The 21,194-nt window shown below is 62.9% G+C and carries 24 protein-coding genes; 16 read left to right on the top strand and 8 right to left on the bottom strand.

Annotation, left to right across the window (positions count from 1 at the left end; translation table 11 throughout):
- Positions 1-22 precede the first annotated feature (22 nt).
- Positions 23-1,225: a sugar transporter gene (locus PSEEN_RS10700; RefSeq protein WP_011533515.1), complete on the top strand. Its 1,203-nt coding sequence runs from the start codon at positions 23-25 to the stop codon at positions 1,223-1,225.
- A gap of 112 nt (positions 1,226-1,337) precedes the next feature.
- Here PSEEN_RS10700 and PSEEN_RS10705 read toward each other — a convergent pair whose 3' ends face one another.
- The 4 genes from PSEEN_RS10705 to PSEEN_RS10720 all read right to left on the bottom strand — a co-directional run bounded on the left by PSEEN_RS10705 (position 1,338) and on the right by PSEEN_RS10720 (position 4,448).
- Entirely contained in the window at positions 1,338-1,922 is a 585-nt protein-coding gene (locus PSEEN_RS10705) for a LysE family translocator (RefSeq protein ID WP_011533516.1), read from the bottom strand.
- Between the two features lie 49 nt (positions 1,923-1,971).
- The gene (locus PSEEN_RS10710; protein WP_011533517.1) at positions 1,972-2,802 is read right to left on the bottom strand and encodes an AraC family transcriptional regulator; all 831 of its coding nucleotides are present in this window, start codon (positions 2,800-2,802) and stop codon (positions 1,972-1,974) included.
- Between the two features lie 76 nt (positions 2,803-2,878).
- Positions 2,879-3,493, bottom strand: coding sequence for a LysE family translocator (locus PSEEN_RS10715; RefSeq protein ID WP_011533518.1), 615 nt, complete (start codon positions 3,491-3,493; stop codon positions 2,879-2,881).
- 34 nt (positions 3,494-3,527) lie between these two features.
- On the bottom strand, positions 3,528-4,448 hold the full coding sequence (locus tag PSEEN_RS10720; protein WP_011533519.1) for a LysR family transcriptional regulator: 921 nt from the start codon (positions 4,446-4,448) through the stop codon (positions 3,528-3,530).
- Between the two features lie 104 nt (positions 4,449-4,552).
- Here PSEEN_RS10720 and nfsB point away from each other — a divergent pair, with 104 nt between their 5' ends.
- From nfsB to PSEEN_RS10735, 3 genes are all read left to right on the top strand, one after another.
- Entirely contained in the window at positions 4,553-5,206 is a 654-nt protein-coding gene (gene nfsB, locus PSEEN_RS10725; protein WP_011533520.1) for an oxygen-insensitive NAD(P)H nitroreductase, read from the top strand.
- Positions 5,207-5,523: 317 nt separating this feature from the next.
- On the top strand, positions 5,524-6,024 hold the full coding sequence (locus PSEEN_RS10730) for a hypothetical protein (protein ID WP_011533521.1): 501 nt from the start codon (positions 5,524-5,526) through the stop codon (positions 6,022-6,024).
- Between the two features lie 132 nt (positions 6,025-6,156).
- Entirely contained in the window at positions 6,157-8,268 is a 2,112-nt protein-coding gene (locus PSEEN_RS10735; protein ID WP_011533522.1) for a putative bifunctional diguanylate cyclase/phosphodiesterase, read from the top strand.
- 217 nt (positions 8,269-8,485) lie between these two features.
- Here the strand turns inward: PSEEN_RS10735 and PSEEN_RS10740 are convergent, their stop codons facing one another.
- Genes PSEEN_RS10740 through mexE form a run of 3 tightly spaced genes read right to left on the bottom strand, consistent with a single transcriptional unit; the run spans position 8,486 to position 14,331 of the window.
- Entirely contained in the window at positions 8,486-9,901 is a 1,416-nt protein-coding gene (locus tag PSEEN_RS10740) for an efflux transporter outer membrane subunit (protein WP_011533523.1), read from the bottom strand.
- Positions 9,898-13,077 (bottom strand): efflux RND transporter permease subunit, encoded by a 3,180-nt coding sequence (locus PSEEN_RS10745; protein WP_011533524.1) that lies wholly within the window; start codon positions 13,075-13,077, stop codon positions 9,898-9,900. The genes PSEEN_RS10740 and PSEEN_RS10745 overlap by 4 nt, the downstream gene beginning before the upstream one ends.
- Positions 13,078-13,089: 12 nt before the next feature.
- Positions 13,090-14,331, bottom strand: coding sequence for a multidrug efflux RND transporter periplasmic adaptor subunit MexE (gene mexE / locus PSEEN_RS10750; RefSeq protein ID WP_011533525.1), 1,242 nt, complete (start codon positions 14,329-14,331; stop codon positions 13,090-13,092).
- Positions 14,332-14,665: 334 nt separating this feature from the next.
- Between mexE and PSEEN_RS10755 the strand changes: the two genes are divergently transcribed.
- From PSEEN_RS10755 to PSEEN_RS10805, 11 genes are all read left to right on the top strand, one after another.
- A complete protein-coding gene (locus tag PSEEN_RS10755; protein ID WP_011533526.1) occupies positions 14,666-15,190 on the top strand; it encodes an SMI1/KNR4 family protein in 525 nt (174 codons plus the stop codon).
- 197 nt (positions 15,191-15,387) lie between these two features.
- Positions 15,388-15,762, top strand: a complete 375-nt coding sequence (locus PSEEN_RS10760) for a hypothetical protein (protein WP_011533527.1) — start codon at positions 15,388-15,390, stop codon at positions 15,760-15,762.
- A gap of 216 nt (positions 15,763-15,978) precedes the next feature.
- Positions 15,979-16,440 carry a hypothetical protein gene (locus tag PSEEN_RS10765; protein ID WP_011533528.1) on the top strand — a complete coding sequence of 154 codons (462 nt, stop codon included), beginning with the start codon at positions 15,979-15,981 and terminating at the stop codon, positions 16,438-16,440.
- 124 nt (positions 16,441-16,564) lie between these two features.
- Positions 16,565-16,813, top strand: coding sequence for a DUF7660 family protein (locus PSEEN_RS10770; RefSeq protein WP_011533529.1), 249 nt, complete (start codon positions 16,565-16,567; stop codon positions 16,811-16,813).
- A gap of 89 nt (positions 16,814-16,902) precedes the next feature.
- Positions 16,903-17,214 (top strand): hypothetical protein, encoded by a 312-nt coding sequence (locus PSEEN_RS10775; RefSeq protein ID WP_011533530.1) that lies wholly within the window; start codon positions 16,903-16,905, stop codon positions 17,212-17,214.
- 81 nt (positions 17,215-17,295) lie between these two features.
- Complete coding sequence (locus PSEEN_RS26935; protein WP_011533531.1) at positions 17,296-17,766, top strand: hypothetical protein; 471 nt, start codon at positions 17,296-17,298, stop codon at positions 17,764-17,766.
- 67 nt (positions 17,767-17,833) lie between these two features.
- Positions 17,834-18,130 carry a hypothetical protein gene (locus tag PSEEN_RS10785; RefSeq protein WP_011533532.1) on the top strand — a complete coding sequence of 99 codons (297 nt, stop codon included), beginning with the start codon at positions 17,834-17,836 and terminating at the stop codon, positions 18,128-18,130.
- Between the two features lie 86 nt (positions 18,131-18,216).
- On the top strand, positions 18,217-18,513 hold the full coding sequence (locus PSEEN_RS10790) for a DUF6881 domain-containing protein (RefSeq protein ID WP_011533533.1): 297 nt from the start codon (positions 18,217-18,219) through the stop codon (positions 18,511-18,513).
- Positions 18,514-18,598: 85 nt separating this feature from the next.
- Complete coding sequence (locus tag PSEEN_RS10795; RefSeq protein ID WP_011533534.1) at positions 18,599-19,186, top strand: YwqG family protein; 588 nt, start codon at positions 18,599-18,601, stop codon at positions 19,184-19,186.
- A 29-nt stretch (positions 19,187-19,215) separates the two neighbouring features.
- Positions 19,216-19,569: a DUF7716 domain-containing protein gene (locus PSEEN_RS10800; protein ID WP_011533535.1), complete on the top strand. Its 354-nt coding sequence runs from the start codon at positions 19,216-19,218 to the stop codon at positions 19,567-19,569.
- Between the two features lie 12 nt (positions 19,570-19,581).
- The gene (locus PSEEN_RS10805) at positions 19,582-20,091 is read left to right on the top strand and encodes a hypothetical protein (RefSeq protein WP_011533536.1); all 510 of its coding nucleotides are present in this window, start codon (positions 19,582-19,584) and stop codon (positions 20,089-20,091) included.
- 139 nt (positions 20,092-20,230) lie between these two features.
- Here the strand turns inward: PSEEN_RS10805 and gspI are convergent, their stop codons facing one another.
- A complete protein-coding gene (gspI, locus tag PSEEN_RS10810) occupies positions 20,231-20,596 on the bottom strand; it encodes a type II secretion system minor pseudopilin GspI (RefSeq protein WP_011533537.1) in 366 nt (121 codons plus the stop codon).
- Between the two features lie 147 nt (positions 20,597-20,743).
- On the opposite strand from gspI, the gene gspG reads away from it, so the two are divergent.
- Positions 20,744-21,190 carry a type II secretion system major pseudopilin GspG gene (gene gspG, locus PSEEN_RS10815; RefSeq protein WP_011533538.1) on the top strand — a complete coding sequence of 149 codons (447 nt, stop codon included), beginning with the start codon at positions 20,744-20,746 and terminating at the stop codon, positions 21,188-21,190.
- The last annotated feature ends 4 nt before the right edge of the window (positions 21,191-21,194 follow it).

Consider the following 21,194-nt stretch of genomic DNA (forward strand, 5'->3'; position numbering starts at 1 on the left):
CGCGGAGTAAAGACTTCATCACATGAATGGCCCCGTCCCCTCGAACCTGCCCCCCACCGCCGGCAACGGCAGCTGGCTGAGCGTCATCGCCCTGGCGCTGGCGGCGTTCATCTTCAATACCACCGAGTTCGTGCCGGTGGCGCTGCTCAGCGACATCGGCCGCAGCTTCGACATGACCACCGCCCAGGTCGGCCTGATGCTGACCATCTATGCCTGGGTGGTGGCATTGGCGTCGTTGCCGATGATGCTGATGACCCGCAATATCGAGCGGCGCCGCCTGCTGCTGTTCGTGTTCGTGGTGTTCATCCTCAGCCACTTGATGTCGTGGTTGTCGCAGAGCTTCGCCATGCTGCTGGTCAGCCGTATCGGCATCGCCCTGGCCCACGCGGTGTTCTGGGCCATCACCGCGTCGCTGGCGGTGCGGGTGGCGCCGCCCGGGCAACAGGCCAAGGCGTTGGGGCTGCTGGCCACCGGCACCACCCTGGCGATGGTCATGGGCATCCCGCTGGGCCGAGTGGTGGGTGAGGCGCTGGGCTGGCGCATCACCTTCCTGTGCATCGCCGGGGTGGCGCTGGCGACCATGCTCTGCCTGATGAAGTCGCTGCCGCTGCTACCCAGCCAGAACTCCGGTTCCCTGCGCAGCCTGCCGATCCTGTTCAAGCGCCCGGCGCTGGTGATCACCTACCTGCTGGTAACGCTGGTGATCACCGCGCAGTTCACCGCCTACAGCTATATCGAGCCGTTCGCCCTGCATGTGGCGCAGATCGGTGGCGAGCGCACCACCTTGCTGTTGCTGTTGTTCGGTGGCGCCGGGGTATTCGGCTCGCTGTTGTTCAGCCGTTACAGCGAGCGTTTCCCACACGGTTTCCTGGTGATGGCCATCGCTGCCCTGGCGGCCTGCCTGCTGTTGCTGCTGCCGCTGTCGGGCAACTTCTACCTGTTCGCCGGCCTGAGCATGGTCTGGGGCATGGCGATCCTGAGCTTCGGCCTGGCGCTGCAGTCCAAGACGCTCAAGCTCGCTTCGGATGCCACCGATGTGGCCATGGCGCTGTTCTCCGGCATCTACAACATCGGTATCGGCGGCGGCGCGTTGTTGGGCAGCATCGTCAGCAGCCAGCTGGGCGTGGCCGATATCGGCCTGATTGGCGGCGGCGTTGCGCTGGTGGGGCTGGTGCTGGCGCTGGCCAGTGCCCGGCGCTTTCGCGAGGCCTTGGGCAAGGGATGAGCTTCCATCTGCCGGTGTGGCGGTTCGCCGGCAAGCCGGCTCCTACAGATATCGTGCGACACACGCGTTCCGTAGGAGCCAGCTTGCTGGCGAACCAAACCACCGGATTCTTTCAGATCAACAACGCCGACCACGCCGACACCAGCAGCAACCCGGCCAGCCCCTGGTTGAACCCACGCAGCCTTCGCGGCGAACGCAGCCAGCGCGCGCTGCCCACGCCCAGCAGCGCCCAGGCGGCCATGCTCGGCAGGGCGATCAGCAGGAACACCAGCGCCAGCCAGCCCATCGACAGGGCTGGCGTGGCGAACAGCCCGACCATGGCCACCGCCGTCACCCACACCTTGGGGTTGACCAGTTGCAGCGTCGCCGCGCCCAGTGGCGACAGGCCGGCATCCTCGCCCGCCTGCAAGGGCGCACCGGCAGCGCGCAGCAGGCGCCAGGCCATCCAGCTCAGCCACAAGGCGCCCACCCAGCTCATGGCGTGCTGCACCCTCGGGTAGCGCAGCAACAGCTCGCCCAGGCCCAGGCCCACCAGCAGTATCACCGCCGAGGCGGCGCAGCAGGCGGCCAGGATCGGCCCCACGCTGGCTCGCAAGCCGCGTTGGGCGCCGTGGGCGAGGATCAGCAGGTTGGTCGGCCCCGGGCTGATGCTGGCGGCGAGGGCGAAAAGGATGAAGGGCAACAACGTATGCGACATGGTCAAGGCTCCGAGTGATCGAAGCGCCATGCTCGCCGTTCGTGGGCATTCAGTCTGGAAGCTTTGAGCAGCGCTTGCGGTAGTCGGCCGGTGTGAGCCGGTAGGCGCGGCGGAACCAGCGGCCCAGGTGGCTCTGGTCGGCGAAACCCAGCAGGCTGGCCACCGCAGCAGGCGTTTCGCCACGGGACAGCAGGCGCCGCGCCCTGGCCAGCCGCAGTTGGATGAGGTAGGCGTGCGGCGCCAGGCCGAAGGCGGCCTTGAAGGCGCGGGTGAGACGGAAACGGTCGGTGGCGCAGACACGCGCCAGGTTGTCCAGGCCGATGTCCTGGTCGAGGTGGGCGTGCAGGTAGTCGCGGGCGACTTGCGCGGTCAACGGCAGGCGCGGGTCCGGGTCCAGGCGCTGGCGCCATTGAAGGTGGCCGGTGAGGCAGGCCAGCAGGTCGTCGAGGGCGGTCTGGCGGACGATGCGCAGCTCGCCATGGTGCACCGCCGTGAACGCGCGGGCGGTGGCGCCGGCAAGGCGCGTGTCGCGGTGCAGCAGGGCGGCGAAGCTGGGCAGAGCACCGGACGGGGCATGTTCGAACAGTGCGCGCAGTTCGGTTTCCAGCCAGTTGGCGTCCAGGTAGAGGGTGGAGTAGGTGAAGCCATCGTCCGTCGGCGCATGGCCGTCGTGCAGGTCGCCAGGCTCCAGCACGAAGACCTGCCCGGGCGTGCTCTGGTGGCGCGCGCGGCGACAGTTGAACTGCTGCACGCCCTGCTCGGTGACGCCGACCAGGAAGCTGTCGTGCCAGTGCGGGTCGTAGGCGTGGCCGGTGAAATGGGCGCGGACCGACTCGATGCCGGTGTCGGCGTCCTGTCTGAGGTCGATCCAGTTGCTCATGGGGGCGGGCCGTCAGGGGGGATCGAACGACCTTATCGCAGAACCACCCCGCCTGCTTAGAACGTTTGTGCAGCCCTCAACGCTGGGCGAACGCCAGGTTGATCCCCAACCCGGCGAACGACGCGGCAAAGCCCCGGCGCAACCACGCCTGAACGGCTGGCGAGTCGATTACCGCGCGGCGGAACAGGTGGGCGAGCAGGCCGTAGAGCACGAACACCACGAAGGTCATGGCCATGAACACGGCGCTCAGCCCAAGCATCTGCAGGGTGGCGGAGCCGGCGCGGGGGTCGATGAACTGCGGCAGGAAGGCCAGGAAGAACAGGGTCAGCTTGGGGTTGAGGATGTTCAGCAGGCAGGCCTTGAGCACCAGCTGGCCAGCCGAGGCGGGCGTGGCCTTTTCATCCACGGCGAAGGCCGCGCGGTCGCGCCAGGTGGCGTAGGCCAGGTACAGCAGGTAGGCGACACCGGCAAACTTCAACCCCTGGAACGCCAGGGCGCTGGCATGCAGCAGCGCCGACAGGCCCAGCACCGAGGCCAGCAGGTGCGGGACGATGCCCAAGGTGCAGCCCAGGGCGGTCCACAGGCAGGCACGGCGCCCGGCCACCAGTGCGCTGGAGACGGTGAGGATGACGCCGCTGCCGGGGATCAGCACGATGATCAGGGCAGTGACGAGGAATTCCAGGCTCGGCATTGGTGACAGCTCCTTGCAGTCGGGGGTGGATGCACTATACGCCGGGCGCGGGCGGCTGCAACACGTCCTCCGGGCGCAACGCGGCGAAGCGCTCGCGCAGCCATTGGTGCAACTGCGCCACGGCGGGCGTCAGCTGTTTGCGGTGCGGGCAGACCAAGGTCACCGGGGTAAGTTCGCCGGGGTGCTCAGGGAGCAGTACCTCCAGCTCGCCGGCGGCGACATTGGCGAACACATCCAGCCACGACTTATAGACGATGCCTTCGCCCTCCAGCGCCCAGCGCCGGACGACGTCGGCGTCGTCGCTGAACAGCGGCCCGCGTACGTGTACGGTCTTGTGGCCCAGGCGCCATTTGTCATAGACCCGGCTCTGTTGCAGGTACAGCAGGCAGTCGTGCTGTTGCAGTTCCTCGGGCGTGCGCGGGCGGCCATGGCGCGCCAGGTAATCCGGCGAGGCTACCACCACCCGGCGGTTCCACGGCGCCAGGGGCAGGGCGATGTAGTTGGCGTCTTCGTTGAGGCCGTAGCGGATGGCGACGTCCACCGGGTCGCGGTACAGGTCGGCCATCTGGTCGGAGAGAAAGAAGCGCAGGTTCAGGCCCGGGTGCTCGCGGCGAAAGGCGCTGAGCCAGGGGCGCAGCAGGTTGCGGCCCATGTCCGAGGGCGCGGCGATCTGCAGCACGCCGCGCAGGCTGCTGTGGTCGCCGTGCAGGTCTTCGCGGCCTTGGCGCAGCGTATCCAGCACGCGCTGGGCGGTGGGCAGGTACAACTCGCCCTCGGCGGTCAGGCGCAGGCTGCGGGTGGTGCGGGCGAACAGGCGTACGTCCAGTTCGCGCTCCAGGCGCTTGATGGCCGCCGCCACTTGGCCGGGCAACAGGTCGGCCTCGTGGGCTGCGGCGGTGAAGCTGCCCAGGGCGCTGGCACGGGCGAACAGTTCCAGGTCGGTGATGCGCAGCATTTTCACTCCAGGGATGAAAGTGTTGCTGCATTGTGCGGGTTTTTCTTTGCAGCCGGGAAGATAAGATTTGCCTCAATCACGATCCCACCGAGGAGTTACCGTCCATGGACACCGTTGCCCTGGCCAAGCGCCGCTACACCACCAAAGCCTACGACGCCAGCCGCAAGATCCCCCAGGCCACCATCGACGCGCTGCTCGAGCAGTTGCGCCACAGCCCGTCCTCGGTCAACTCGCAGCCCTGGCACTTCGTGGTTGCCGACAGTGAAGAAGGCAAGGCGCGCCTGGCCAAGAGTACAGAGGTAGGTTTTGCCTACAACACGCCGAAGATCCTCAACGCCTCCCACGTGATCGTGTTCGCCGCCCGCACCGACATGACCGAGGCGCACCTGAACGGGCTGCTCGAACAGGAAGCCAAGGACGGGCGTTTCCGCAGTGAAGAGGCCAAGGCCGGGCAGGACCAGAGCCGCCGCTTCTATGTCAACCTGCATCGCCACGACAACAAGGACCTGCAGCACTGGATGGAGAAGCAGACCTACCTGGCCTTGGGCACCGCGCTGCTGGGCGCTGCCGCCTATGGTCTGGATGCCACGCCGATCGAAGGCTTCGACGCCAAGGCGATGGACGCCGAGCTGGGCTTGCGCGAGCGTGGGCTGACCAGCGTGGTGGTGCTGAGCCTGGGCTACCGCAGCGAGGAAGATTTCAATGCCGGGCTGGGCAAGTCGCGGCTGCCGGTGGACAAGGTGTTCACGTTCCTCTGAATCTGTTGCGGCAGGGTGTTTGACGCAATAGTCGTTGCGCCTGTCAGATCGAGCGCCGCTCCCGCGGCGCATCGCGGATAAATCCGCTCCTACAGGTTTGTTTCAGGGCCTCACGGGTGCGGCACGTTGCAATAGATGTAGGAGCGGATTTATCCGCGATGCGCCGCGCGGGCGGCGCTCGATCTCAAGAACGCTGCAAGGTTATCGTCTGGCACCCGCCCGCCATTACACCATCCCCCACCTGAAAGTGCTGGCTGTAAAACCCCTAGGGCACAGGTAGACTCGCGCCTCCCTCCAGCCCCTCAGCGAGCCCCCGCATGGATGCCACCCTCGAACTGCTCCAGACTGCCCCCGAACAGGCCGACCTGGTACGCAATCTCTACCAGTTCTATGCCTACGAGTCTTCCGACTGGGAGCAGGAGGACGTGGAAGTGGACGGGCGCTTCTACATCCACGAACCGCACTTCGAGCGCTACTGGCAGTCGCCTGGCTGGAGCGCCACGCTGGTACTGGTCGACGGTTTCATCGCCGGCTTCGTCCTGGTCGAGCGCAGTGAGTTGCCAGGCATCGACGCCTTCGAACTGGCCGACCTGTTCATCCTCAAGAAATACCGCCGCCTGGGCATCGGCCGCGCAGTCGCCCGGCAGTTCCTCTGCGAAGGCGATGCCGACTGGCTGCTGCGCTGGCATGGCGCCGATGCCGTGGCGACGCAGTTCTGCCGGGCGCTGCTGGCCGACCTGCCGCGCGCTACGCGGGAAATCGCCCTGGACGATGAGCCCGAGCTGTTCAATTACCTGGTGACACCACGGCGGCACTGACGGATACCTGTCTTTTTGTGACGGGCTTCACAAAATCCCCTCAAGCGGCATAATGCCAGCACTGTGCGGTTCCGTTCGCCAGACGCCCGGAAGCGCTCCACTCGTGCCCGTCGCAGTTTCAGGGAAACCCCCATGTCGCTAGCCACAAGTCCCGACGTCATGTACCGGTTGTTGATCCAGAGCGTGGTGGACTACGCCATCTACCTGCTCACCCCCGAAGGCATCGTCGCCAACTGGAACCCCGGCGCGCAGCGGGCCAAGGGTTACCAGGCCGAGGAAATCGTCGGCCAGCACTACTCGCTGTTCTACACCGAGGACGAGCGGGCGGCGGGGCTGCCGGCCAAGAACCTGGAACAGGCCCGCAGTACCGGCCGCTTCGAAGAGCAGGGTTGGCGTTTGCGCAAGGATGGTTCGGCGTTTCACGCCCACGTGCTGATCGAGGCGGTGCGCGATGAACAGGGGCACTTGATCGGCTTTGCCAAGATCACCCGCGACATCAGCGAGCGCCGCCGCCACGAGCAGGAGCTGCTGCAAGCCAAGGAACTTGCCGAGCAGTACAGCCAGGAAATGACCAAGCTGTCGCAGTTCCTCGATTCGGTGATCACCCACATTCCCGCCAGCGTGATCGTCCAGGACCTGCACAGCCAGCAGATCCTGCTGGCCAACCAGCAGGCCGAGCAGCTGTTCGGCGGGCAGGGCGCGAGCCTGGTCGGCAAGCTGCCGGGCGAGTGCATGGCGCCCACGGCGGCCGACTACCTCGAACAGCACCTGGCCCGTGGCGCGCGCAGTGCCAAGGGCTTTGCCGCCGAAACGCGGGTCGACACCGCCAGAGGCCCGCGTACCTTGCGTAGCCGCGCCATGCTTTGCCGGAACCAGGGGCAGGGCGACTACGTGTTGTTCGTGGCCGAGGACGCCACCGAGGAGCTGGCCGCCCATGCCCAGATCCACCATATGGCGCACCACGACGCCCTGACCGGGCTGCCCAACCGCACGCTGTTCCATGAGCGGCTCAAGCAGGCGCTGCTGCGCGGCGAGGACGACGGCAAGCTGACCGCCGCCCTGTGCCTGGACCTGGACAACTTCAAGAACATCAACGACACCCAGGGTCACGCCTTCGGCGACAAGCTCCTGCGTGCTCTGGGCAAGCGCCTGCGCCGCGAGCTGCGCGAGCACGACACCTTGGCCCGGCTAGGTGGCGATGAATTCGCCGTGGTGTTGTCCGGCCTGGACAGCCGCGAGGCCGCGAGCAGCACCGCCCAGCGCTTGATCGAGGCTATCTGCCCGCCATTCCAGATCGAGGGGCACCAGTTCAGCGTGGGGGTGAGCATCGGTGTCGCTACCGCCCCGGACGACCACGACCAGGCCGAGCAGTTGCTCGGCTATGCCGACATGGCCCTGTACGAAGCCAAGCGCAACGGGCGCAACCGCTTCGAGTGCTTCCACGTCGAGCTCGACGTCGCCGCGCGCCAGCGCCGGCTGGTCGAGACCGACCTGCGCACCGCCCTGCACCTGGGGCAACTGGAGCTGCACTACCAGCCAGTGGTCGACCAGCAGAGCAACAGCGTCACCGGCTACGAGGCGCTGCTGCGCTGGCAGCACCCGGCGCGGGGCATGATCATGCCCATGGACTTCATCCCCATTGCCGAGGAGACCGGGCTGATCCACGAGATCGGCGCCCGCGCGCTGAACCTGGCCTGCCAGGAAGCGGCCAGCTGGGGCACCGAGCAGACGGTGTCGGTCAACCTGTCGGCGGTGCAGTTCAAGAACGCCGGGCTGGTGCACAGCGTGGCCCTGGCGCTGGCTGATTCAGGTTTGCCGGCGACAAGGCTGGAGCTGGAGATCACCGAGTCGGTGTTGTTGGGCAACAGCGAAGAGAACGTGCGCACCTTGCGTGCTTTGAAGGACCTGGGGGTGTCGATCTCCCTCGATGACTTTGGTACCGGATATTCGTCGCTGGGCTACCTGCGCTCGTTCCCGTTCGATCGGATCAAGATCGACAAGTCGTTCGTGCATGATATGTGCGAAAGCCGCGAGGCGATGTCGATCGTGCGCGCCATCACCGAGCTGTCCAACAGCCTGATGATCAAGACCACTGCCGAGGGCGTGGAGTCGGCGGAGCAGATGCAGCGGTTGATGGCCGAGGGGTGTTCGCATTTCCAGGGTTACCTGTATGGGCGGCCGGCGCCGGCCAGCGAGCGGTTGCGGCAGGTGGGGGTGGTGGAGTGCCAGGCGACGGATTTGTAGTGAGTTCGAGATCGAGCGCCGCTGTGCGGCGCATCGCGGATGAATCCGCTCCTACAGTCATCGCGTCGGACGCGTGTAGGAGCGGATTCATCCGCGATATGCCGTGCTCGGTTTCATGATCGCTGCAATTCTCTCTTCCAAGCCATAAAAAAGCCCCGACGACCAAGGCCATCGGGGCAAACGGTTGGGGGAGGAACCAACCAAAGGAGTCTTCAGATCAACGCGCGCTGGCCACCACATCCGGCTGCCAGCCGCCACCCAGGGCCTTGTAGATCGCCACGATGCCGCTGTACAGCTCGACCTCGCCCTGGGCCTGGGCATCCTCGGCGCTCAGCCGCTCACGCTCGGCATCCAGCAGCACCAGGTAATCCACCGTCCCTTCGCGATAACGGATCGAGGCCAGCTCGGCCGCCTTGCGGCTGGCCTCGCTCTGGCGCATCAACGCCAGCAGGCGCTGCTGGCGCTTGCCGTAGTCGCTGAAGGCGTTGGCGGACTCTTCCAAGGCCAGCAGCACTTGCTGCTCATAGTTGGCCAGGGCGCCGTCGGCGTCGGCCTTGGCCCCGCGCAGGCGGGCGCGCACGCTGCCCAGGTCGAACGCCGCCCAGGTGATGCTCGGCCCCAGCGCCCAGGCGTTGGACGCCGCCGAGCCGATCTGCGAGCCGCGCGCGGCGGTGAAACCGAGGAAGCCGCTCAGGCTGACCCGCGGGAACAGGTCGGCGGTGGCCACGCCCACGTTCGCCGTGGCCGCCGCCAGCTGGCGCTCGGCGCTGCGGATGTCCGGGCGGCGGCGCAGCAGTTCGCCCGGGTCGCCCACCGGCAGGGCCTTGGCGATGGCCGGCAGGGCCTTGGGCGACAGGTCCACGGTCATCGCGTCCGGGCGCTGGCCCAGCAGGGTGGCGATGCGGTTTTTCGCCCGCACCTGTGCGGCCTGTAATTGCGGCACGGTGGCTTCGACACCCGCCAGGCGGGCGTCGGCGCGCACCACGTCGAGTTCGTTGCCGACCCCGGTATCGCGCAGGGTCACGGTGATGTCCCGCGACTGCTGCTGGGTCTTGAGGTTGGCCACGGCGATCTGCTCGCGCAACTGGGCGCCGCGCAGTTGGCCGTAGGCGTCGACCAGCTCGGCGATCAGGCTGACCTGCAGCTGTTGCAGGTCGGCTTCGGCGGCGGCTTCCTGGGCTTCGCTGGCCTCGATCTGGCGCTGGATGCGGCCGAACAGGTCGAGCTCCCAGGCCATGTCCAGGCCCAGGTCGTAGCGCTCGCTGTTGACCCGACGTTCAGTCTGGCCCGGGATCTGGCCCTTGCCCAGGTCGCTGCTGGCGCGGCTGGTGACTACCGGGATCTGGTCGTTGGACACATCCTCGCGGATCGCCCGCGCCGCCTTCAGGCGGGCGAACGCCACACGCAGGTCACGGTTGCCCTCCAGCGAGGCTTGCACCAGCTGGTTGAGCACCGGGTCGTCGAACTGCTTCCACCACACGCTCTCGAAGCGGCTGCGGTCGAAGGCCTTGGCCTCCAGGCCGCTGTCCAGCCTGGCCGGCGCGGTGTCCGGCGTCTTGTAGTCCGGGCCCACGGCGCAGGCCGCCAGGGCCAGGGCCAGCAGGCTCGGGGTCAGGGGTTTGAGCAACTTCATGCGTGGTTCTCCAGCGCGACGCTGCGCTCGGCCTTGCGGGCCTGGCGACGCTCGACGAAACGGCGGATCAGGAAGAAGAACACCGGGGTCAGGAACAGGCCGAACACGGTCACCCCGATCATCCCCGAGAACACCGCCACACCCATGGCGTGACGCATTTCCGAGCCGGCGCCGGAGGAGAACACCAGCGGCACCACGCCCATGATGAAGGCGATCGAGGTCATCAGGATCGGCCGCAGACGCAGGCGGCAGGCTTCCAGTACCGCGGCCAGCGGGTCGAGGCCCTTGGCCTGTTCATCCTTGGCGAACTCGACGATCAGGATCGCGTTCTTGCACGCCAGGCCCACCAGCACGATCAAACCGATCTGGGTGAAGATGTTGTTGTCGCCACCCGAGACAATCACCCCGGTGATGGCCGACAGCAGGGTCATCGGCACGATCAGGATCACCGCCAGCGGCAGGCTCCAGCTCTCGTACTGGGCGGCCAGCACCAGGAAGGCCAGCAGCACGCAGAGCGGGAACACGAACAGCGCGGTGTTGCCCGAGAGGATCTGCTGGTAGGTCAGGTCGGTCCATTCGAAGGTCATGCCGTTGGGCAGCTCCTCTTTCAGCAACTTCTCGATCGCAGCTTCGGCCTGGCCGGAGCTGTAGCCGGGTGCTGCGGCACCGTTGATTTCGGCAGTGATGAAGCCGTTGTAGTGCATGACCCGGTCAGGCCCCGAGGTGTCGCTGACCTTGAGGAAGGTTGCCAGCGGGATCATCTCGCCCAGGTTGTTGCGCACCTTCAGCTGGCCGATCTGCTCGGCGTCGAGGCGGAACTGCTGTTCGGCCTGGACATTGACCTGATAGGTGCGGCCAAAGCGGTTGAAGTCGTTGGTGTACAGCGAGCCCAGGTACACCTGCAGGGTGTCGAAGATGTCGGTGATCGCCACGCCGTGGGTCTTGGCCTTTTCCCGGTCGATGGCGGCATCGACCTGCGGCACGTTGACCTGGTAGCTGGTGAACAGGCCCGCCAGCTCCGGCACGCTGCGGCTCTTGGCGATGATGTTCTGGGTCTCTTTGTACAGCGCCTCATAACCCAGGTTGCCACGGTCCTCGATCTGCAGGCGGAAGCCGCCGATGGTGCCAAGGCCTTGTACCGGCGGTGGCGGGAAGATCGCGATGTAGGCGTCCTGGATATCGGCGAACTGGGCGTTCAGCGCCGCGGCGATGGCCTGCGCCGACTGGCTCGGGTCCTTGCGCTCGTCGAACGGCTTGAGCGGGGTGAACACGATGCCGCTGTTCGGGCTGTTGGTGAAGCCGTTGATCGACAGGCCTGGGAAGGCCACCGAATCGGCCACGCCCGGTTGCTTGAGGGCGATCTCGCTCATCTTCTTGATCACCGCCTCCGTACGGTCGAGGCTGGCGGCGTCAGGCAGCTGGGCGAAGGCCACCAGGTACTGCTTGTCCTGGGCCGGGACAAAGCCGGTCGGGGTGGACGAAAAGCCCAGGTAGGTCAGCCCCATGAGGCCTGCATAGACGAACAGGGCGATGCCGCTGGAGCGGATGACCCGGCGCACGCCGCCGACATAGCCATGGCTGGCGCGGTCGAAGAAGCGGTTGAACGGCGCGAACAGCCAGCTGCCCAGCAGCTTCTCGAGGAACCGCGAGAAACGGTCCTTGGGCGCGTGGTGGTCCTTCAGCAGCACGGCGGCCAGGGCCGGCGACAGGGTCAGCGAGTTGAACGCCGAGATCACGGTGGAGATGGCGATGGTCAGGGCGAACTGTTTGTAGAACTGCCCGGTAAGCCCCGAGATGAACGCGGCAGGTACGAACACGGCGCACAGCACCAGGGCGGTGGCGATGATCGGGCCGGTCACTTCGCTCATGGCCTTCTGCGTGGCTTCCAGCGGTTTCAGGCCAAGCCCGATATTACGCTCGACGTTCTCCACCACGACGATGGCGTCGTCCACCACGATACCGATGGCCAGCACCAACCCAAACAACGACAGCGCGTTGAGCGAGAAGCCGAACAGGTGCATCACCGCGAAGGTACCGATCAGCGAGACCGGCACGGCCATCAGCGGGATGATCGAGGCGCGCCAGGTCTGCAGGAACAGGATCACCACCAGCACGACCAGGATCAGCGCTTCGAACAGGGTGTGCACCACCGCTTCGATGGAACCACGGACGAACACGGTCGGGTCATAGACAATGCTGTAGTCCATGCCTTCCGGGAACTCTTTCTTCAGCTCGGCCATCTTCGCCCGCACTTCGTCGGAGATCTCGATGGCGTTGGAGCCCGGGCGCTGGAAGATCGGGATGGCCACGGCCGGCTGGTTGTTCAGCAGCGAACGCAGGGCGTACTGGCTGGAGCCGAGCTCGACCCGGGCGATGTCCTTCAGGCGCGTGATCTCGCCGTTGGCGCCGGCACGGATGATGATGTTCTCGAACTCTTCCTCGTTGACCAGGCGGCCCTGGGTGTTGATCGACAGCTGGAAGCTGGTCGAACCCGGGGCGGGCGGGGCGCCCAGCTGGCCGGCGGCCACCTGGCGGTTCTGCTCGCGAATGGCGGCCACCACATCGCTGGCGGTCAGGTTGCGCGAGGCGGTCTTGTTCGGGTCGAGCCACACCCGCAGCGAGTAGTCGCCCATGCCGAACAGCTGCACGTCGCCCACGCCGCCCAGGCGCGCCAGCTCATCCTTGATATTCAAGATGGCGTAGTTGGACAGGTAGAGCATGTCGTAGCGGTTGTCCGGCGAAGTCAGGTGCACAACCATGGTCAGGTCGGGCGAGGCCTTGTCGACGGTGATACCGATACGGGTGACTTCCTCCGGCAGCTTGGGCTGGGTGCGGGTCACGCGGTTCTGTACCTGCACCTGGGCATTGTCCAGGTCGGTGCCCAGGGCGAAGGTAATGGTCAGGGTCAGCTTGCCGTCGGCGGTGGACTGCGAGGACATGTACAGCATGTTCTCGACACCGGTGATGGCCTGCTCCAGCGGCGCGGCGACGGTTTCGCCGATCACCTTGGGGTTGGCGCCGGGGAAGTTGGCGCGCACCACCACGGTGGGCGGCACCACTTCGGGGTATTCGCTGATCGGCAGCTGGAACAGCGAGATCGATCCCGCGATCAGCAGCACCAGCGACAGCACCGCGGCGAAGATCGGCCGGGTAATGAAGAATTTCGAAAAGTTCATCGGTGTCGTCCCTTAACCGCGCGGCGCCTGGGCGCTGGCGACTTTTTCATTGGTGCCGGCCACTTTCGGCGCCGGGTTGCTGGCCTCCAGGGCCTGGCGCTGCTGGGCGAGGGCGGCGAGGGTCTGCTCGCTGGCCATCGGCGTTTCCTCCGGGGTGACCGGCGAGCCAGGGCGCACGCGCTGCAGGCCCTTGACCACGATGCGGTCATCCTTGCCCAGGCCGCTGCGCACGATGCGCAGGCCTTCGAGCTTGGGCCCCAGTTCCACGGCGCGGTAGGCGGCCTTGTTGTCCTTGTCCATCACCAGCACGAACTTCTTGCCAAGGTCCGTGCCGACCGCTTCGTCGTTGATCAGCACGGCGTCGTACTGGGCGCTGCCGACCAGCTTCAGGCGTGCGTACAGGCCTGGGGTGAACTGGCCGTCGCGGTTGTCGAACACGGCGCGGCCACGGATGGTGCCGGTGCGCGGGTTGACCTGGTTGTCGACGAAGTTCATCTGGCCCAGGTGCGGGTTGCCGGTTTCGTTGGTCAGGCCCAGGTACACCGGGGTGCTCTGGCCGCGCTGGCCGTCGCGGGCGAGCTGGCTGTACTTGAGGTACACGCGCTCGTCGGCGTCGAAGTAGGCGTACACCTTGTCGGTGGAAACCACGCTGGTCAGCGGGGTGACATCGGCCGTGACGATGTTGCCGGCGGTGAACTGGGCGCGGCTGACGCGGCCGCTGATGGGCGCGGTGACGCGGGTGAAGCTCAGGTTCAGGCGGGCCAGGTCGAGCTGTGCCTGGATCGCGTCGACCCCGGCGCGGGCCTCGGCGGCGGCGCTGGTGCGCGACTCGGCCAGCTCCGCGGAGATGGCGTTGCTGTCGCGCAGACGCTCGCCACGGCTGGCTTCGTTGGCGCTGCGCACGGCGGTGGCCTTGGCTTGTTGCAGTTGGGCTTCGAGGCGGCGAACTTCAGCCTGGAACGGGCGCGGGTCGATCTGGAACAGCAGGTCGCCTTTCTTGACCTGGGCGCCTTCGGTGAAGGCCACCTGGTCGATCTGGCCGGAGACGCGCGGGCGCACCTCGACGGTTTCCGGCGCCTCGAGGCGGCCGGTGAACTCGTCCCATTCGTTGATCGGTTGCTCGATCACCTTGGCTACGCTGACCTTGGGCGCGGCGGGAGCCTGCACGGCGTCGGGGGTGCGACCGCAAGCGCTGAGCACCACCACTGCCAGGGCAGCGAGCGGGAAGCGCAAGGGTTTGAGTGAGTGATCCATGGAGAGCTCCGCCAATGTATTAGTAGTGGGCGGAGTGTGAGTGTGTTGCGTTTAAGGAACGAATCGAACGGAGCGAAGGTTATTATCACGCGCAATGATATGAGCGCTGGTGGCATCGATGATGGGCATGCAGCGCACAATCCGTAGGCACCGGCAGAACCGATGCCACACATTCGCTTGCCCCCCAAGCTCGGTCATCGTCTGACAGGGAGGTCCACAGGGGAGCGGCTGCCGGTATCTACGGGCCTTCTGGAACGGCTGCGGGATGCCGATAAGGCAGAAGGCTTGTGTGGGTTTGATAAGTGACTGTGCTGGGTCCTCTTGGGGAGTAGAAATGACCATTCAAGGTTTGGTGAACGTGTTGACGCCACCGGGTTCACCCTTCGAATCAGGGCACGGAAAGCGATGGCCGAAGTTCGAGGGGGAAATAGCGTTCCCGGCGGATTATATTGAATTCATAAATGTCTATGGTTCCGGGCGAATTGCGGATTTTGTAGTGATATTTAATCCGTTCAGTAACGACGAAGGGACTAATTTCTTTGAGCAGTTCAAGCAGGTCCTGGAGGATTTCCGTTTCTTGGAGGCGTCAGGGGGTTGCTATAACTATGTCGTGTATCCCGAGGCGGAGGGGCTGATCCCCGTAGGGGTGACGGATAATGGCGATTATCTTTTCTGGGTGTTTGATGCCGACATCAATAGTGATGAATGGCTGACTGCAATGGTTTCAGCCAGGTCGCCTGAAGCTGAGTATTTTAATTGTGGTTTAGGCCGTCTGCTGGAGAGCGTTCTCAGTGGCGAGGTGAAGGCTAAATCGTTGCCTGATTGTTTTCCTGGGTTGATTGATTTTGAGCCGTTATGAGCAACGGTTCGCGTGTGTGATCAGGAGCGCCTTGTGAATGTGTTCCTTGATTTTTTCGTGCCTCACTTTATTCTAGGCTTGCCAGGAATCATCAAGCACGGCCGTGGTGCTGGTCGATATATTCGCCAAGCCCGGTTCTAACGGAGTAGGGCATGGTTTCATCGGGTGTTCAGTGACGAAAGGATGGTGGGCGACATATGGATTTAAATGAGGCGGAAAAGATTTTTGAACAGTATTGCGGCTTTGATGATGGTCTGTTGAAGGCGTTTGAGTATGTGTTCTCGGAAGAGGGTGCCTGCTCTGTCAAGCTTGAGTTGTACGCAGAGAATTATTCGTTGGACGCCAATGTTTGGCGAAGGGTGGATGTGTGCGTTCGGGGTGTGAGCGAAGTGCGCTCGACAGTCATCCCGATTGTCATTAACTCGAAGGTCAAGCTCGTGAGGCTTGGGGGGGAGGTGTGTTTGGAGGTGAGTGGGGATTTTGGCCACGAGCCGATGTCGATTGAAAATATCCGCAAGTACAGTTTCTGCTACGTGGTTGGGCGGTCGGTTGAGGTGATGGAGCATGTCTAGGCTGTCTGGTGGGTGGGGAACGGTGTGTACGATAGGTTGTTAAAAGATGTTCTGGATTTTTTGAGGGGGCGCGGATTTCATCCTGGTTAGACGTCCGTGAAGGTAGTTTGAATGGCTCGGCACCACTTCACGTGCTGGGGTGGCCCACGATGAGTCGATGTCGGCAGTTTCGAAATCCACCTTGAAGGGACGAGTGTCTCACTGAGCAGGGAGCTTATGTTAGATCAATATTATTACTCGAAGGCTGACGAGCTAGAAGCGCTTGCAATTGATAAGCAAGTGTCTGTAAGTCGCTTGGCTGCTTGGTGTTCTGATTTTTTGATTGATATGCATGGCCAGCAAAGGGTGTCTACACCTAATGCCATTGCTTTGGCCGAGGTGAAGGACCATCTTGTAGCGATCGGCAGGGTTGGGGTGAATAATGTTGGTAAAGCGCAGAGGGATGATGCGCTGGTTACGCTTTGGCAAATACACGACATGGAGAGGGCTGCGGATCGCGTGCTGGCAGCGTATGCTCGCGCTGCGATAGGTTGCTTTGCTGGGGATAAGGAGTGGGCGGGCAGCCAAGCGGACAGTGAGACGCCCATCTACTATCATTTTTTGAATCTGGTTGATTTGGGCATGGATGTGCTGGATGCATTCTACCTATTTCTGAAAGCCAAGCTGGTTGGCTCGTGATTATGGCTGATTGGCTGCTCTGAGCTGGGTAGTCGAGAAGTAAAAATGGGCATGGCGGCATGGTTACTTTGCCATTTCCTCGCCTTGGGACCTGTAGGGAAACGAAAGGCTTTCGGTGATTGATATGTTGGAAGAACGTATTCTGGTTGAGAATAAAAGTGACCTTGTCAGTCTGATATTTTCTTTGGTGAAAGACCTGAGGGAGAATCCTGAAGCGTGGCAGAATGGGGACTTGGTGAGTTACCTCGAGGCGATGGCGGCTTGGGTAGAAGATATGGACGGGTACTATGAGAACACCCATCAAGCGCAGCCTGAATGTGCGGCATTGAACGTGGTTGCAGATATGCTGATGGCTGCGAGAGTTTACGAATGAAACGTGTGCTCTTGAATTTAATGTGGCTGGCGTTTTCCGGTGTGAGAAGTTTTTTGTCGTGTTATTCGAAATGAGAAAGGTCGAGCGCTGTGAGCGTGTATTATGTGGCGATGGCTATTGATGTGGACGGCTATGGGCAAAGTGATTATTTGTGCCTGATAAAAATCGAGGGAGGCGCGGTGATTGGCTACGCTGCCGAGTTTGACGCTTGTACGGAGGATGTCGATATGGCTTGTGATGTTGCACGAACCCATCAAGCAAAGTGGTTTGCCTGGAGGGACGAGTGGGAAACACGGCCTGCGGCACTAGGTGAAATCAAGCTGGCAAATCTGGATGGTTATGTAATCGGCATAAAGCGCAATATGCGGCTTTCTACGCCGGTTGAGCCATTGCTTCTGTGATGGCTCATATTTTATTGTAGGGTGAAAGGCAATGGGTGTTATTCGGCTTCGGGACGTGTAGAGAACATAAATGATGGCCGCATGATGAAAGCAAGTAGGGCGAGGGGGTTGAATTTGGCATGTCATGAATTTTGTCATGCTTATGAGTTATTGAATGCAGCAAATCGGATAGGCGTGAAGGCGCACCTTGCCGACGATGAGATGGCTGCCAAGTACATTTCAGTTGTCTTGGATAGGTACAAACCCTGGAAGACGGTTGGTCACTTGAGTATTGGTGAGGGCGCCAGTAAACTGCCGACCGATGAGCATGAGTTTTCGTTTTTTCTATCGGTCAAGCCTGGTGCTGGCTGGATGTTTTTTGAGCAGGATGCGTTTAATAAGCATGTGGTTGTTGTAATTGATGATGTTCGGGATATATCGAGGTTGATGGAGGCTTGTTATGGTATGGAATACTTTGTTGCTGACGAAAATGGTACGTTTCTTGTCGCGGTGAACTGGTATGTGATTGAGTTTACGGACGGCGCAGTAGTCACCGAAACAGGTTGTGGTTGAGCGAGGGGTTTATCCGTGACGGGGCCAGACGTATGCACCGGATTGTTCGACCTTGGGACATCACTCTATGGTTGATGATTTGATCGATAGTTTTATTGAAAAGTGGTTGGACTTGGACCTGCAACTGCGTGAAAAACGCGGGCTTGATGGTACTTTGTACCAGGAATTGATGGCCCTGTTGAAACAGATCAAAGCGCATCTGGATGGCCAGGACGCCATCCCCAAGAACCTGGCTGAGATCTTCCTGGACATGTGGGGAGCGATGACCAGCAGCGCTGACCTGTATGACAGCGATATACAGCGTGAAATCTACCAAGCGGCCGATCACTTGAGCGACCGCGCCAGGGCGGTCTGCACGGGTTGACTGACTGTGGCGAGCACCTGCGAGCACACCTTGGTCCAGCACTGGGGCAAGCTTGAAGGCGCAGGAGGCGGAAGAGGGCGGCATTCATGAGGTTTCTCAAGGTTAAGTGGAATCATGCGCATGCCGATGAGCCGCACCTGATATTCCAAGAGGTGGACGGTGGCTCCTGGGAGACCAGGAAGGTCGAGTTATTCAAAGGTGGGGCAGTGTGTGGTTATGCATCCAAGGCGGCAGATGTGGGCGATTCGATTTTGAGTGACCAACCCATCCCGAGCATTGAGGCAATCAATGCGTCTGGCGAGTTCGACGCAGAACCCATCACGCAAGAGGCATTTGAGAGGGTCTGGGTATGGGCAATCAATGCTCAAGGGCTGCAAGCGTGATGGCGGGTAGCGCGTGCGTCTTTGTGCGGGCTGAAATCTGCGTTCAACCGTTCGCCGAATGGGCGTCGACTATGGGGTGGGCACCATGAAGCGACTGAGGTTCAAGGCAACCCTGGCCGATCTTGCCGAGCCCCATGCGGGAGGCGGCTGTTTGCTGCCTGATGATCGGTACTGGCCCGTCGACAGCAAAGGCGACCCACAGCTCCACCTGATGACGATTCCCACCGCCTGGGTTGAAGAGGGCAGTGAGGGTTGGTTGTCGTTCTTTACGCCCTACGATCGGGAAGACACTTACCTGCACTGGGAAACACTCACAAGCGAAGCGGGTAATGCCTCGGTCGTGCTCCTTCACGATAACAGCGGCACCGCTAGCAGTGGTGGCCATGACGCACTCTCGCCCGCGCGCACGATCCAGTTGGAACTCACGGACGAACCTGAACGCTGCCGGCAATTCACGTCTCGCGTGAGCCAGCACATTGCCTGGCTGAAGGGCCGCGAGCAGGTTGAAGGGCACGCATGCCGAATGATGGTCAATGGCGATGATTTCGATGTGGGGCTTGCCGGGGCACCGGGGGTCTTTTCCGATGGCGTGGTCTATGTGTTCTTGAGTACTGACTTCCACACGCAATGCAGGCCAGGCACGTGCGGCCTGCTGACGTTCCAGTTTTCGTGATCGGGTTTGATGGATGACAAGGGGTTGCCATGAGTGGTTTTGAGCTCAACAAAATCTACCGGATCGAGGAAGTTGTTCAGTGGGTAAGGAACAGGGAAGACAGGCAGCATACCTACGCGCTCTACAGTGAGCGGGACGCGGATGAGCTGATGCAGGGGATGAGGGTGCTTGTGGGGGAAACCCCCTCTTTTGGCGAGGACGACAATGAAGTCATGCCGCTAGTTGTGCAGACGCTTGGGTTTGAGTTCTGCTACGCGTGCGATCAATTCCAGGATGTCATCGACCTGGCCGTGTCGCAGGATGCAAGTGTGAGCACGCCCACGTTGATCGAATGCTTGAACCACTACGCCAACTATGACGATTTTCTGGACGTTTTTCCTTGAAGGGGAGTGTGCATGGCGGTCGCTGAAAGCAGCCCCTTCAAGGGAATCTTCGAAGCCATGCAGGCGGCACAAGGGCCGAAGGTCAGAAAGACGCTGTACGTGTTGTCCCAGGCGTTTGATGATGCGTCCTGCGAGCTGGATACACCGCAGGTTGCCGTCGACTTTGTCGTTGCCGTGTTCGCTTCGTGCACATTGTGTGACAAGCCAGGCATGAGCCACCTGGTGGAGCAGGTGGGGTGGGAGTTCCATCGCTATGACGATGCGCAGAAGCAGCAGATCTATCGTGTGCTATGCGACACCTACTCCCAGTACCAGGACGGAGTGTTCTGCTGGCGGGTGTGCGACTTGGTCGCGCGCCAGTACACGTCGCGGCAGGCCATGGATTTCTTCAAACGCCAATCCAAGGCAGCGACGGGTGAGGGGAGAAAGGGGATCGATGCAGGCCTTCAGGTTATTGCCAGGAGTGAACAGCACAATCGAAGCATGTTGGCCCAGATTCAACAGCTCAAGCGTCGTCGCTAGAGAAATGCCGCGGTAGGTGGGGGCGGCCAGCTTCCGTAGTGCCCATGCGGTTGTCTGGGGTCAGCCAAATGATCTTCTGTGCCTATCAGATCGAGCGCCGCGCGGCGGCGCTCGATTTGCGCACCACCACAAAAACCGCTCAGCCCCCCACCACCATCACCGTCTGCAACCGCGCCAACGCCCCGCCCTCCCGATCCCGGTCGAATACCTGCACTGACACCTCCACCCCTTCACCCGCCAAGCGCACCACCCGCTGTTCACAACGCAACCGTAACCGCCCCTGGTCACACTCGACCTGCCGCACCCCGGGCTTGGGGGCGCCCTCCAGCCGCACCTCGGCCAGCCGCCCCTGGGCCGCCAGCAACGCCAGCGACTTGTCCCGCAGCAGCCCATTCCCCTGGGTCATCAGCCCGGTCGCGCGCACGGCAGCGGCCATGGCCACCGCGACGATGGTCAAGGCCACCAGCACCTCAATCAGGGTAAAACCCGCCTGGCGGTTACGCACGAGCTGAACTCCGGGCAAGGGAAAGCCGCACTGTAGAGCGCCTGGGTGACGGTTTGACGACGCCGACTCCCGAGCTTTTTCAATATCCGTGACATACCCGCTTGCCACAATCGGCCCCCGACTCAAACTCACGCAAGGAATGCCGAGATGCAGATCGCCCGTCGCAGCGCCAGAGGCCGCCGTTTTCGCCAGCAGGGCTTCACCCTGATCGAGATCATGGTGGTGGTGGTGATCCTCGGGATTCTCGCGGCAATGGTGGTGCCCAAGGTGCTCGACCGCCCCGACCAGGCCCGCGCCACGGCGGCGCGCCAGGACATCGCCGGGCTGATGCAGGCGCTCAAGCTCTACCGCCTGGACAACGGCGGCTACCCGAACCAGAACCAGGGCCTGAAGGTCCTGGTGGAAAAGCCGGCCCAGGTCAAGGACGGCCAATGGCGCGCCTACCTCGACCGCCTGCCCAATGACCCGTGGGGGCGCCCGTACCAGTACCTGAACCCCGGCGCCAACGGCGAGATCGATGTGTTCTCCCTCGGCGCCGACGGCCAGGCCGGTGGCGACGGGGTGAACACCGACCTCGGCTCCTGGCAGTTGTGACCGG

It is taken from the genome of Pseudomonas entomophila L48 (assembly GCF_000026105.1).
GTDB lineage: Bacteria > Pseudomonadota > Gammaproteobacteria > Pseudomonadales > Pseudomonadaceae > Aquipseudomonas > Aquipseudomonas entomophila.

Excerpts from the sequence above, each read along its gene's own strand:
- PSEEN_RS10700 (WP_011533515.1), top strand. The coding sequence starts at position 23 with ATGAATGGCCCCGTCCCCTCGAACCTGCCCCCCACCGCCGGCAACGGC.
- PSEEN_RS10705 (WP_011533516.1), bottom strand. The coding sequence starts at position 1,922 with ATGTCGCATACGTTGTTGCCCTTCATCCTTTTCGCCCTCGCCGCCAGC.
- PSEEN_RS10710 (WP_011533517.1), bottom strand. The coding sequence starts at position 2,802 with ATGAGCAACTGGATCGACCTCAGACAGGACGCCGACACCGGCATCGAG.
- PSEEN_RS10715 (WP_011533518.1), bottom strand. The coding sequence starts at position 3,493 with ATGCCGAGCCTGGAATTCCTCGTCACTGCCCTGATCATCGTGCTGATC.
- PSEEN_RS10720 (WP_011533519.1), bottom strand. The coding sequence starts at position 4,448 with ATGCTGCGCATCACCGACCTGGAACTGTTCGCCCGTGCCAGCGCCCTG.
- nfsB (WP_011533520.1), top strand. The coding sequence starts at position 4,553 with ATGGACACCGTTGCCCTGGCCAAGCGCCGCTACACCACCAAAGCCTAC.
- PSEEN_RS10730 (WP_011533521.1), top strand. The coding sequence starts at position 5,524 with ATGGATGCCACCCTCGAACTGCTCCAGACTGCCCCCGAACAGGCCGAC.
- PSEEN_RS10735 (WP_011533522.1), top strand. The coding sequence starts at position 6,157 with ATGTCGCTAGCCACAAGTCCCGACGTCATGTACCGGTTGTTGATCCAG.
- PSEEN_RS10740 (WP_011533523.1), bottom strand. The coding sequence starts at position 9,901 with ATGAAGTTGCTCAAACCCCTGACCCCGAGCCTGCTGGCCCTGGCCCTG.
- PSEEN_RS10745 (WP_011533524.1), bottom strand. The coding sequence starts at position 13,077 with ATGAACTTTTCGAAATTCTTCATTACCCGGCCGATCTTCGCCGCGGTG.
- mexE (WP_011533525.1), bottom strand. The coding sequence starts at position 14,331 with ATGGATCACTCACTCAAACCCTTGCGCTTCCCGCTCGCTGCCCTGGCA.
- PSEEN_RS10755 (WP_011533526.1), top strand. The coding sequence starts at position 14,666 with ATGACCATTCAAGGTTTGGTGAACGTGTTGACGCCACCGGGTTCACCC.
- PSEEN_RS10760 (WP_011533527.1), top strand. The coding sequence starts at position 15,388 with ATGGATTTAAATGAGGCGGAAAAGATTTTTGAACAGTATTGCGGCTTT.
- PSEEN_RS10765 (WP_011533528.1), top strand. The coding sequence starts at position 15,979 with ATGTTAGATCAATATTATTACTCGAAGGCTGACGAGCTAGAAGCGCTT.
- PSEEN_RS10770 (WP_011533529.1), top strand. The coding sequence starts at position 16,565 with ATGTTGGAAGAACGTATTCTGGTTGAGAATAAAAGTGACCTTGTCAGT.
- PSEEN_RS26935 (WP_011533531.1), top strand. The coding sequence starts at position 17,296 with ATGATGAAAGCAAGTAGGGCGAGGGGGTTGAATTTGGCATGTCATGAA.
- PSEEN_RS10785 (WP_011533532.1), top strand. The coding sequence starts at position 17,834 with ATGGTTGATGATTTGATCGATAGTTTTATTGAAAAGTGGTTGGACTTG.
- PSEEN_RS10790 (WP_011533533.1), top strand. The coding sequence starts at position 18,217 with ATGAGGTTTCTCAAGGTTAAGTGGAATCATGCGCATGCCGATGAGCCG.
- PSEEN_RS10795 (WP_011533534.1), top strand. The coding sequence starts at position 18,599 with ATGAAGCGACTGAGGTTCAAGGCAACCCTGGCCGATCTTGCCGAGCCC.
- PSEEN_RS10800 (WP_011533535.1), top strand. The coding sequence starts at position 19,216 with ATGAGTGGTTTTGAGCTCAACAAAATCTACCGGATCGAGGAAGTTGTT.
- PSEEN_RS10805 (WP_011533536.1), top strand. The coding sequence starts at position 19,582 with ATGGCGGTCGCTGAAAGCAGCCCCTTCAAGGGAATCTTCGAAGCCATG.
- gspG (WP_011533538.1), top strand. The coding sequence starts at position 20,744 with ATGCAGATCGCCCGTCGCAGCGCCAGAGGCCGCCGTTTTCGCCAGCAG.